The following is a 12869-nucleotide window of genomic DNA, read 5'->3' on the forward strand; positions in this document are numbered from 1 at the left end:
ATTGGGTAATGACGTGAAGCAATTTTTATCTCAATTCGTTGAGTTGACATTCTTTATTTTTAATTATTTGTTTTAATTTGAGCGATGCACGTATCGACTTCTTTTATTAATTTGTTCATTCTCTGCTTCATCATTTGCTTATACTCCTGATTTCCGCTCATTGCATTAACGACTTTTAATCGTTTTACCTCTTCATTTAAATGTAAGTTATTCGCTTGCGAATCTCTCAATTTATTTTTTAATCTAGTGTTGTCATCTTTCAAAGAGTCAATTTCCTTTTGCAATTTTTCAACTTCTTGAATAGAGTTTTCAGCACCTTTTAATATATTTTTATAATTCTCTAGTTGGTCTAAAAGGTTTAAAACTTTGTTTTCAAGTTCATTAAATTTTTCCATTTTTTCCATCTCCTGAGAATTTCAATTATTCTAGCTTCTATTGCAAAAATAACATTTTTTTTACATCTTTCGACATAAAAAAATAATTATTATTCGATTTTTGGTATTCCTCTGAAAAGGAGTGTTTTAAAAAAAAGTGTATAAAATTAAAAATTTTTATACACTTTCTATTTCTATTATTAAAAGCTAGACATTATCTCCAGAATATAATAATGTTAAAGAAGCTCTAGTGATACGATAATTTTGAAAACGATATACTTTTAAAATTAATTTATCTCCTACATTAAAATAACCTATACCATAAATATTATGATTAACTACTAAAGTTCTTTCTCCATGAGTAGTTGACTTTGCTACTAATAACACGTCATTTCTAAATAGAGATGACCTTGCTTCACCAGCAGTATATCCTTGTGTATTTTGACTTGTATCTATTGCTAAACTTGAATAAAACCTATAAAATCCTTTTTTAGATATTGTTATTTCATGAGTATTTTCATTAAAATTAATATAATCATCTTTTATAGGTGTAAAAGTGTTAAAATTAACTTGAGTCGTACTTCCACTAGTATTTGTCATATTGGATTGAAAATTAAATATTCCTATAACATATGGTATTACTGAAACTTCGTCAATTTTAGTCCATTTTGATGCTTTTCCTACTCCTTGTGAAGATAAAACATCATTTTGATTCCCTGAACTTCCTTTATTAGATGCATCTCCTCCTAAAATTATATCTTTAGTAACTTGTAAATTTCCATTAACATGCAGATCTTCTTGAGGTGTATTTGTATTAATTCCAATCTGAGCATAGGAATCATTAAATATTAAAATAAATAATAATATTAATAAATTATTGCAATTTTTCATAATGTACTTTTTTTTATTCAGATAAATAAGTAAAACTCACTGAAGCTTCATTTGTATACATATTTCTTGTGTAAGAAATAGCAACTCTAATAATATCTCCTTTATTAAAAAAAGTAGTTGTACTTAAATTTTCTTGCATTTCTTTATTAGTACTATCATATCCTGTACTATTAGCCGAAATATCTGCTCCATTTCTAGATAAAGATAATTTATATGTACCTCCACAAGCATTATTTGCACCACATATTATAGTAGCCTTAGCATTCGAATTAACTAAATAATAACCTGATTTATTAATGATGAATGTATAATTAGAAGTATTATATGTTATATAACTTGATAAATCGTGATCAACATGATTAAACTGTATATTCCACGCTGTATTTGCATTGACAAGAGTACCAGTTGTAGTTCTATTTGATATATTTATAACCTGTGGTATATTTATTTTATTTGGTTCTATCCATTCTGGAGATTTACCTACTCCATTAGACGTTAATATTTCTCCTTCTTTACCAGAATAACCACTACTTGTATCTGTCCCTCCTACATTTAAATCTTTCGTAATTTGTAAACTTCCATTTAAATGAAGAGTTGATTTTGGTGAAGAGGTATTGATTCCAACTTGAGCAAAACAAAAATAATTAAGGCTTGCCAAAAATATAAATGAATATTTTTTTTTCATATATTTTAATTTCCTAAAAATTGAAGAGATAAACTTGCTATACTAACAGATGCATTAGATGTAAACTTTCCATTTAAAGTTATACTATCATCTTTATTTAAAAATATTGTATTTGTAGTATTATGATCTATATTACTTAAAGACGAATACCCTGAAACATTACTTACAATTGTAGAATTATTTTTAATCAATGTAGTCGTTGCAGTCCCTGACTGATTAATATTATAGTGAATATAAGAAGTTACTTGATAATAACCTGATTTTACTATTTTAAAAGAATTAGAATTATTAGTGGGTTGAGGAATAGCATAATTTTGTAAGTTTAGAAGAGTTGTATTAAATGTAATAAGGGTTGCTACATTTGCTGTAATTGATTGTGAAGAACTTTTATTAATAAAACCTGCTTCTACAGGAACATTAATATCATCAAGATTTCCCCATAATGGAGGTTTATTTTCACCTTGAGAAAATAATATTTGTCCATTTTCTCCAGGATCTCCTTTGGTACTTTCTGTGCCTCCTACGTTAATTTCATTTGTTACTTGAAATTCTCCATTTACATGGAAAGTTCTCTGTGGATTTTCTGTATTAATACCAACCTGTGCATTTATTAAATAGGAGGTGGCAAAAACAACTAAGCTTGTAATTTGCTTTATCATAAATTTATTTTAGTCCTATCAAATGTATTGATTTACAGCACAATAAAAAAAATAAATAATTAAAATAATTTATAATTATTTAGTAAATAATTATAAAAATAAAAACAACAATAATCCTCAATTAATTGAAAACACTTATGGATAAAAGAAATTTAATCTTAACAAAAAAATAAGACAACTATATATTTTAAGATTATTTTTAACATTTAATATTTAGTCAAATACTTAATAAATTACTCTTCTACTAGATAAAAACTTATTTTTATTGTAAAAAAAATAAGTTTAAAAGATTTAGTTTATTTTTAGCAAAAATTTAATAAAAATCTTCATTGTGATAAAACCTATTTTTCTAAACTTAATTTTAACTTCTATTGTTTTTGGACAACGAGCCGAACAGCCAAATCCAATTACTTATCCAAAAAATGCATTTCAAAATCCTTTAGAAATAAATAATTATTTAGCAGCTAATTTTGGAGAATTAAGAACAAATCATTTTCATTCAGGATTGGATATAAAAACTCAACAAAGAGAAGGTTTAAAGGTTAAAGCAATTGGAGATGGTTATATTTCTAGGATTAATATATCTCCCACTGGCTATGGTAATGCTCTGTATATTGATCATCCAAATGGATATACATCTGTTTATGCTCATTTACGTGAATTTTCACCAGAAATACAAGAATATATACGTAAACAACAATATGCTCATGAAACTTTTAAAATAGATGTCTATCCAAAACCAGAAGATTTCCCCATAAAATCTGGTGATACAATAGCTCTTTCTGGAAATTCTGGTGGCTCTGGTGGTCCACATTTACACTTTGAAATTAGAGATACAAAATCAGAAGAACCTATCAATCCATTTTATTTTGGATTTGATATTCCTGATAATAGAAAACCCTCAATATTAAGCTTATATGCTTACCCAATTTATGGTAATGTAAATGAAAAAACAAATCGAATTCTTGTATCTAACAACGGAACAATTTCGGCAGCAGGAGCTATTGGTTTTGGAGTTAAAGCCTATGATAAGCTAAATGGAGCAGAAAACAATAACGGTATCTATCAATTAAATGTTTTTGTTGACGAACAACCTATTTATACATTTACAGCTAATCGTTTTTCTTTTGATGAAGTAAGAGCTATTAATAGTGTTTGTGATTATGGTGACATTCAGAAAAATAATAGCTGGGTATATCAAGCTTTTGTAAAAGATGGAAATCCACTTCGTATTTTTTCTAATTTAAATAATAATGGAGTTTTAACAATAGAAAATGGTAAAACATATAAAATTAGAATAGAAGTTTCTGATTATGCAGGAAATATTACTTCTCAACAATTTACTGTAAATGGAAAAGAATATATAGATTCTGTAAAACTTCCACAGACTAACCCTATGTTTTGGAATAAAGAAAATTATTTTAAAACTGATGGTATTGAGTTATTTTTTCCTAAAAATAGTTTTTATGAAGACTTTGATTTAAGTTATTTTTTTAAAAATGGCAAACATTGGGTAGGCGACTATAATATACCTGTTCATAACGCTTACACTATTGTAATTACTCCTAATCCTGAAATACCAACAGCACAACTTGATAAAGCTGTTATTGTAAGAGAATATCAAAAAAGAGGTATTTGGAAAAAAAGTTATGAAGCAACAGAATTAAAAAATGGTAAGCTTGTAAGTCATGTGAAAGAGTTTGGCGTTTTTTCTGTTATGATAGATAATACTAAACCAACAATTACTCCGTTAAACATCAAAGCAAATAGTCAATTTTCTAATGCTAATTCAATCATTCGGTTTACAATAAACGATGAACATTCAGGAATAAAAGATTATAAAGCTTATATAGATGGTAAATGGGTATTAGCCGAATATGATCAAAAAATTAAACGATTAACAATCAATTTAAATAAAGAACAAATATCGGTTGGAGACCATCAATTAGAACTAAACGTTAGAGATGAAAAAAACAATACAGCAACCTACTCTGCTCCATTCAAAAAGATTTCTTAGTACAATAAGTTTATCTCTTTTAGGTGGAGTTTTATTTGCACAGACAGCCCAAATTTCAGGAAAAATTGTTGATGAAAATAAAAAACCTATTGATAAAGCAGAAATTATTGTAGCAGATAAGTCTTATTTCACAAATCAGGATGGAGATTTTAAAATAGATATACCATCCAATCAATCTGTAACAGTAACATTTAACTACAATAATTATTTATCTTATGCACAAACAGTTAGTTTAAGAGATAAAAATAAAAAACAATTATTTATTCAATTAGTTCCTGATAAAAATAAGGCGATTGAATTAGATGAAGCTATTATTACATTTCAATCCAATAGTAATAAACCTTTACAAAGCACAAGTCTTAGTGCTGCTCAAATGCAGCAAGGACCAAGCCTTACTGGTGGAGTAACTGATCTATTGAAAACATTACCTTTCGTAAATTCTAATACTGAATTAAGTTCTCAATACATGGTTCGTGGAGGTAATTATGACGAAAATTTGATTTATGTAAATGGAATGGAAGTTTACAAACCTCAACTTATTCGTTCTGGTCAACAAGAAGGATTAAGTTTTGTAAACCCAAATATGACAGAATTTATTAATTTTTCTGCAGGTGGATGGGAGGCTAAATATGGTGATAAAATGTCTTCTGTACTTGACGTAACCTACAAACGCCCTCAAAAACTAGAAGGACAATTAGAAGCTAGTCTTATGGGAGGAAGCGCTACTATTGGTGGAGCTTCAAAAAACAAAAAACTTTCCGCTATTATTGGAGCTCGTTATCAGAATAGAAATTTAGTTTTAAATACTTTAAAAGGTGATACTAATTTCAACCCACAGTATTATGATGTACAAACCAACATCAACTATAAACTGAATGATAAATGGAACATTGCATTTCTAGGAACTGTTTCCCGTTCTCGTTACGAAATGTTTCCTATAAAACGTGATACTTACATCAATCGATCAGATAATCCATTATTATTAACAGTTTATTACAATGGTAAAGAAGATGATAAATATGGTACAGAAACAGGTAATTTATCATTTACTTATCAACCAAATTCTAAAGTAGATTTAGCTTTGGATGTTTTTGCTTATCATTCAAAAGAACAAGAATATTTTGATATTCAAGGTTCTTATTTTATTTCTGAAGTTGATGAAAAAGGAAATGCAACCTCAACTACAGATGTTGGTACACAACTAGATCATGCACGAAATAATTTCGATGCACTTGTTACTGGAATACAACATAAAGGTAAATACAAAATAAATGGAAATAATAATATTGAATGGGGATTAAAATATCAGCAAGAAGATATTCGGGATCTTTGGAACGAGTGGCAAGTTATAGACTCTGCTGGATATGTTGTAACACCAACTCCTAGCAATGGACTTAATTTGCAATATTATGTTAATTCAAAAAACAATATAAAAACCAATCGTATTTCTGGTTATGCGCAATACACTGGAAAATATATGTGGAATGATACAAAAGTATTTTTAAATGCTGGCTTACGTACAACCTATTGGGATTTCAACAACGAAACAGACATTTCTCCAAGAGCACAAATTGCAGTAAAACCCGATTGGAAAAGCGATATGTTATTCCGTTTTTCAACAGGAATTTATTATCAACCTCCATTCTATCGCGAAATAAGACGATTAGATGGTTCATTGAATGATAAAGTAAAATCTCAAAAATCAATTCATTTTATTGCAGGTAACGATTATGAATTCAAATGGATGGATCGTCCTTTTAAATTAACAACAGAATTGTATTATAAAATACTACAAGATTTAAATCCTTATTATGTAGATAACGTTCGTATTCGATATACAGCAGATAACAATTCCAAAGGTTATGCTTATGGATTGGATATGCGTTTATACGGACAATTTGTACCTGGAATTGACTCTTGGTTTTCGGCATCTTATGCCAGAGCATATCAAAATATTGATAACAGAGGAAATATTCCTTTACCAACTGATCCTAGGTTTAAGTTTTCTGCATTTTTCCAAGATTACATGGATTTCTTACCTTCTTTTAAGGTAAATGTAAATATGGTTTATGCTTCTGGATTACCAAACGGCGCTCCTCAATTTTCTGATCCTTACGATTATCAAACTACATTATCTGCCTACAAGCGTGTTGATATTGGTTTTGTAAAAGAATTGGTCAATCAAAAAGAACTAAAACCATCTAAAGGTACATTCTGGAGTAATTTCAAAGAAGTATCTATTGGTGTTGATGTTTTTAATGTTTTTGATATCAAAAACCAAATCAGTAACTCATGGATTAGAGACGTTAATTCTCCAGCAGTTTATACCATGCCAAACTATTTAACAGGTCGATTTTTTAATGCTAAAATAAATTTCAAATTCTAAAAATACATTCATCAAAAAAATATTTATTTTCTATAAAACACTTTCTATTTCAGAAAGTGTTTTTTTTATGAAATATATTCAAAACAACTATAAAAAACGTTATTCAATTTCATATTCTTTTAGATTTATAAAAAATAAAATTATTTGCGCAAACCCTTCGGGAAACGCTTTTCGTTCCCAATCTTTTTACTTCGCTAAAAGGCTTCGTAAAAAGGATTTCCACTTCAATCGTTTTTGTAATTTAGATAGTAAAAAAAGTACCCTATATTTACATAGATATATAAGTTAACTTCAACCTTAGAAAAACACCGTGATAAAAGAATATCCATTACAATTTACATTAACTCTTATATTGTTTTTAATAATTAATACAAGTTATTTTTGGGAAGGAGAATTTGGAATTTTAATTTCTCCAATTTTTATTGTTCTTTTTATGATATTTTTCATTTTGTCTATTGAACTGATAAGGCAAGTTTACATTTCAAGCAGAGATAAATTCACTAATAAAAAGCGAAACTTTTTGCTCCTATTTATGACATTAAGTTTACTTTTAATCATTATAAAACCAACAGGAATAATAAACTTTGAAAAATTTGAAGGTAAAAATTTGTACTTTGCACAAGTTAAAGGATCAGCAAATTGTACATCAACAATAAAATTAAAACAAAATAATAAATTCACTTACGAAAGTATCTGTTTCGGAATAGAGAAAACAAAAGGTTTTTATGAAATTAAGAACGATACTATTCATTTCAAGGATTTTGATAAAAGGAAATTCCAATTCAAGTATGGTAAAATAAATTCAAAATTTAACACAATTGATTTGTTTCGTGAAAAAAATGATAATAATCCTTTCTCAATCCCAATAATAAAAAATTAAAAAGACTCCAGATAAAATCTTTTTAGTAAAATAATGGATTAAACAATAAATTAAAAGTTTGTACATTTTAATCCACAAAAGCTTTTTATATTGACTTTTTCTTAAATTTAGAAAATAATAAAAAACTATTGTTTTAGGTTAGTAAAAAATTGAACTTCTACCCTATTTTACCCATCAAAAACTGTTTTTTTTATTAAATTTACTAAAGGCTTACAGCTTTGACCTCATTAGTAGAAATTATTTTCAGAAAATGAATGAATCATTTGAGTATAAAGGTTATTGGTATATATCATCAAATCCTAACAATAAAATTGCTGGAATATTAAATTATCAACCTAATAATTCTATTAGGTTGGAATTATTTGATAGTTTTAGTAAATCAGAAAATCCAATAATAAATTTTCTAGAAAGGGAAACTATTGATATAATTTGGGGTATAACATCTGATGCAAAAAAAATATCTCTAATTAATTGTTTTCCTTCACAAGGAAAACAAAATTTAGGTTGTGAATTTTCATTATCATTTTATAATATTCAATATTGCCTAGTAGGTATTCATATAGACAATATCGACGATAAGAGATTCAAATCATCAAAAATTCTTATGCCATTATTAACCACTTGGTGCTATCCTGGAGCTATAAAAAAATCTATTCAATTCAATAAAAAAAATGTAGGAATTAAAAAGATTAATGTCTCTATTGACTATGAAGAAAACGATAAACCAATAACATCAGTAATATTAAACGATAATACAATTTTAGAAATTAAAAAAAATGTTGATTATAATGAATCACATTATTCAGAAAAGAAAATTTTAGAACAATATACATATTTTAAAATAAATAAGAAAAATGAAGTCTCATTTAAGGATTTTATTCATGACATCTTTGAATTTGAAAATTTCATATCATTGGCAACTTTAACTACTGTAAAAGCATCCAATATTATTCTAATTGATGAATCACAATATCAGATGATTAAATCAAACAAAATTTTTCATCCAATAAAATTATATTATAAATCAGAAGAAAAAATAAATAATAATACATCAAAAAATGATTATTTCTTATTCAATTACTCTCAAATTAATACAGATTTCCCAAGAATAATTCAAAAATGGTATAGTGATAACTTTAATATAATACCAATCAAGAAACATCTTATCAAAAGTATTAGTTTTACTAATACTTTTGATAGTTTAGACTTTTTAATAATAGTACAAGCTCTAGAAGGTTTTCATACAAGATTTAGAATTCAAAAACAAATGATATTAAGGCAACGACTTCAATCTCTTATTAAAGAATTCAACAACATACAATTTATTAATAAATTAAAAATCGATATTCAAGTTGTTGTAGACTCTCGTAATTATTATTCACATTTCATGAATAAAAGTGAAAAGCCTAAAACCTTAGATGGTTATGAACTTTATCTAATAACAAAAGAACTACGTATTTTACTTATTTGCTGTATATTGAATTATTGTGGATTTGAAAATGAAAAAATTGAACAATTTTTATTAGATAGTAATAATAGAGGAATCCTTAATAAATAACCCCCGTTAATATCGCTAACTATTGCACAACTATATTTTTTGATACAAAATCACATTTTTTTAAAAGCTATTTTTTGAAGGATTATCTTTATTATAAATAAGAACATCCACTAGTTTTTAAATTTTATTAATTTTCAATATTTTTAAGTTTAATTATTAATAAAATAATTTTTAGAAATCAAAAAAACTAAAAATGATAAATTATTTGACAATAGAAAAAAAATTATATGAAAAATGGAAAATTAATATTCCATTTTTTTGGATTCCTTTAGATGATCCGATTGATGTCAATTTAAACAATGAAATATGTTATTTTAATTATACTAAGCTAAAAGAAAACTATGACATTAAAATTATTGAAAATTTTATTCAAACAAAAAATGAAACAATAATTGTTTTAAATGACTTCAATGAAAAGTTTACCTTAGAGAAGATTGAAATTGAAAAAATTTCTGGTTCAGATAAATTCATTACAAACAAAAATGGAGATTGGGTAATTTATATTACTCACGAAGACACTATCACTTTTGCAGGAATTAGCTTAATTTCAAAATTAAAAGAATGGGTTGATTTCGAAAAAATGAAAAATCCTTGGGAAAAATAACCCCATACAAAATGATATTAGCAAATATTAATTCAAAATTTATCTTAGAAGACATAATGGAAAAAAATCTTGAAAAAATATTTATTCTTGAATCTAAAGAAAAATATAATGAAGCATTTATAAGTTATAAATCTCTTTTAAACTTAAATCCCACAAATTTTAAAATTTGGAAATATTATTTCTTTTTTCTCTGGTCAATGATTGAAGATGTGAATGGTAATTTTACAATTATTAAAAATGAAAATTTAAATATAGAACTGAATAAAGAATTAAAATTAGGGATTGAAAAATTTAAAAATTTAGCTGAGTTTAATTTTATAACAGGATATACCATTTCAATTTTCCCTTATGAGTTTGGTGATTATGATGAATTAGAAGAATTAGGCCAAGAATTATTATGCAGAGCTTGCGAATTAGATTCTGAAAACCCTTTTTATAAAATGGTATTTTTAGGAAGTATTGAAAATCGAACAAAAATTCAACAAAACGAATATGAAACATTAAAACCGAGAGTTGAAAAATTAATACTTGAACAAAATTCTGAAAACGGTTTGCTAAACAAATATTACAGACAGATATTTGTAAGAAAATAATGAAGAATAATATTTCTAAAAACTCAATAAAACATAATAAATAAAGTTTTTTCTGTCTTAGATTTCGATAGAATTTTTCTGCTTTTTCTTTTCGAAAAAAATCACTCCATTTGACATAAAACAGTTATTTATAAAAACTTAACAAAATAGAAAATTTATTAAAAATAATCTATTCCTAAAATCTAACATCCCAAATCTTAATTTGCAATAGCGATTGAAGAGGAAATCCTTTTTTGATTGGATACATTTCGACATTCGCTCAATGCAATGACCAATCAAAAAAAGATTGAAACGAAAAGCGCGGCCCGAAGGGATTGCCCAAATTGTAAAAATAATTATGAAGGTTACATTAATTATAATTTTCTTAATTTCGCAACTGCTTTCAGAAATAGAATTCTGACAAAAAGACACACTATGCGCATTGGCAAACTATTTGATTCTATCAGAAACAAAACAACTAAGAATATGTCTGAACAAAATATAAATGAAGAATTAGAGAACGAAAATCTACAAGATAACGTTCAAGATACTGAAAATAATTCAGATCAAAAAGAGAATGAGACTGTCGGAAAGTCAGAATTAGAAATTGTAAAAGAGCAATTAGCAAAAGAAAAAGATCAATACTTACGTTTATTTGCTGAGTTTGATAACTTCAAGAAGCGTACTTCTCGCGAGCGTATCGATACTTTTAAGACAGCTAACAAAGAGGTGATTACATCTTTATTACCTGTTTTAGATGATTTTGGACGTGCATTAAATCAAATTCAGAAATCTGAAGATGATACTTTATACCAAGGAGTTGAGTTGATTAGTAATAAATTAACTGAGACTTTACGTGCTAAAGGTCTAAAAGAAATGGAAGTAAAGGCTGGCGACGATTTTAATACTGATTTCCACGAAGCAATTACTCAAATCCCTGCTCCAACAGAGGATTTAAAAGGTAAAATTGTTGATGTTGTAGAAACAGGTTATTTATTGAATGACGTAGTTGTACGTTATGCAAAAGTTGTTGTTGGACTATAAAATTAAGAATTAAAAAAAATGTCATCTAAAAGAGATTATTACGAAATATTAGAAGTTGAAAAATCTGCAACTTCAGAACACATCAAGAAAGCTTATCGTAAACTTGCTATAAAATATCACCCTGACAAAAATCCTGGTGACAAAGAGGCAGAAGAAAAATTTAAAGAAGCTGCTGAAGCTTACGAAGTATTAAGCGACGAACAAAAACGTAGCCGTTACGATCAATTTGGTCATGCTGGAATGGGCGGTGGCGCTGGAGGTTTTGGCGGTGCTGGAGGCGGAATGAATATGGAAGATATCTTCTCTCATTTCGGTGATATTTTTGGCGGAGGCGGAGGTTTCGGCGGATTTGGCGGAGGTCAATCTCGTGGTCCTCGTAGAATGAAAGGTTCCGATTTACGTATTCGTGTAAAACTGAATCTTGAAGAAATGGTTAACGGTTGCGAAAAGAAAGTGAAAGTTAAACGTTTTAAACAAGCCGACGGAGTTACTTCTAAAACGTGTCCTACATGTGGTGGTTCTGGTCAACAAGTTCGTGTTACAAATACTTTCTTAGGACAAATGCAAACTGCTACAACTTGTTCTACATGTCAAGGTGTTGGTAAGGTTGCTGATAAAATTCCATCTGGTGCTAATAACCAAGGTTTAATAAAAGTTGAAGAAACAATAGATATTAAAATTCCTGCTGGAGCAAGAGAAGGTATTCAATTACAAGTTCGTGGAAAAGGTAATGATGCTCCTTTTGATGGTGTTCCTGGAGATTTACTTGTTTTGATTGAAGAAGAAGAACACGACACACTAAAACGTGACGGTAACAACCTTCATTTTGATTTATATGTTTCTGTTCCTGATGCTATTTTAGGTTCTTCTAAAGAAATTCCTACAGTAAATGGAAAAGTAAAGATCAAGATTGAAAAAGGTACTCAATCAGGAAAAGTTTTACGTTTAAAAAGTCAAGGTTTACCAGATTTAAATGGTTATGGTAAAGGAGATTTATTTGTACATGTAAACATTTGGACTCCTACTCATCTTTCTAAAGAACAAGAAGCTTTCTTTGAGAAAATGAGAGATGATGATCATTTTTCTCCTGAGCCTTCGAAAAATGAAAAATCATTTTTTGAACGTGTAAAAGATATGTTTCAATAAATATAAAGTATAAAAAACCAGCATATAATGCTGGTTTTTTTATTTTCAAAAAT

The 12869-nt window shown here is 27.4% G+C and carries 12 protein-coding genes; 8 read left to right on the top strand and 4 right to left on the bottom strand.

What is annotated here, in order from left to right; all coding sequences use genetic code 11:
- Positions 1-59: 59 nt before the first annotated feature.
- From RT575_RS12460 to RT575_RS12475, 4 genes are all read right to left on the bottom strand, one after another.
- A complete protein-coding gene (locus RT575_RS12460) occupies positions 60-404 on the bottom strand; it encodes a hypothetical protein (RefSeq protein ID WP_313385767.1) in 345 nt (114 codons plus the stop codon).
- 177 nt (positions 405-581) lie between these two features.
- Positions 582-1265: a hypothetical protein gene (locus RT575_RS12465; RefSeq protein ID WP_313581272.1), complete on the bottom strand. Its 684-nt coding sequence runs from the start codon at positions 1263-1265 to the stop codon at positions 582-584.
- A 13-nt stretch (positions 1266-1278) separates the two neighbouring features.
- Complete coding sequence (locus RT575_RS12470; RefSeq protein ID WP_313581274.1) at positions 1279-1950, bottom strand: hypothetical protein; 672 nt, start codon at positions 1948-1950, stop codon at positions 1279-1281.
- 5 nt (positions 1951-1955) lie between these two features.
- On the bottom strand, positions 1956-2609 hold the full coding sequence (locus RT575_RS12475) for a hypothetical protein (protein WP_313581276.1): 654 nt from the start codon (positions 2607-2609) through the stop codon (positions 1956-1958).
- A 331-nt stretch (positions 2610-2940) separates the two neighbouring features.
- Here RT575_RS12475 and RT575_RS12480 point away from each other — a divergent pair, with 331 nt between their 5' ends.
- The 8 genes from RT575_RS12480 (at position 2941) to dnaJ (ending at position 12816) form a co-directional block, all read left to right on the top strand.
- The gene (locus RT575_RS12480; RefSeq protein ID WP_313581278.1) at positions 2941-4626 is read left to right on the top strand and encodes a M23 family metallopeptidase; all 1686 of its coding nucleotides are present in this window, start codon (positions 2941-2943) and stop codon (positions 4624-4626) included.
- Positions 4574-7012, top strand: coding sequence for a carboxypeptidase-like regulatory domain-containing protein (locus RT575_RS12485; RefSeq protein WP_313581280.1), 2439 nt, complete (start codon positions 4574-4576; stop codon positions 7010-7012). Before RT575_RS12480 ends, RT575_RS12485 begins: the two co-directional genes overlap by 53 nt.
- A gap of 532 nt (positions 7013-7544) precedes the next feature.
- On the top strand, positions 7545-7892 hold the full coding sequence (locus RT575_RS12490; protein ID WP_313581281.1) for a hypothetical protein: 348 nt from the start codon (positions 7545-7547) through the stop codon (positions 7890-7892).
- 250 nt (positions 7893-8142) lie between these two features.
- Positions 8143-9450: a HEPN domain-containing protein gene (locus RT575_RS12495; RefSeq protein WP_313581283.1), complete on the top strand. Its 1308-nt coding sequence runs from the start codon at positions 8143-8145 to the stop codon at positions 9448-9450.
- Positions 9451-9643: 193 nt separating this feature from the next.
- Complete coding sequence (locus RT575_RS12500; protein ID WP_313385752.1) at positions 9644-10054, top strand: hypothetical protein; 411 nt, start codon at positions 9644-9646, stop codon at positions 10052-10054.
- A 56-nt stretch (positions 10055-10110) separates the two neighbouring features.
- Positions 10111-10647, top strand: a complete 537-nt coding sequence (locus RT575_RS12505; RefSeq protein ID WP_313581285.1) for a hypothetical protein — start codon at positions 10111-10113, stop codon at positions 10645-10647.
- 414 nt (positions 10648-11061) lie between these two features.
- Positions 11062-11670, top strand: a complete 609-nt coding sequence (locus RT575_RS12510) for a nucleotide exchange factor GrpE (protein WP_313385749.1) — start codon at positions 11062-11064, stop codon at positions 11668-11670.
- A gap of 18 nt (positions 11671-11688) precedes the next feature.
- Entirely contained in the window at positions 11689-12816 is a 1128-nt protein-coding gene (dnaJ, locus tag RT575_RS12515) for a molecular chaperone DnaJ (RefSeq protein ID WP_313385747.1), read from the top strand.
- Positions 12817-12869 lie beyond the last annotated feature (53 nt).

The sequence above is a fragment of the Chishuiella sp. genome, from assembly GCF_032109125.1.
In the GTDB taxonomy this organism is placed as follows: domain Bacteria; phylum Bacteroidota; class Bacteroidia; order Flavobacteriales; family Weeksellaceae; genus Empedobacter.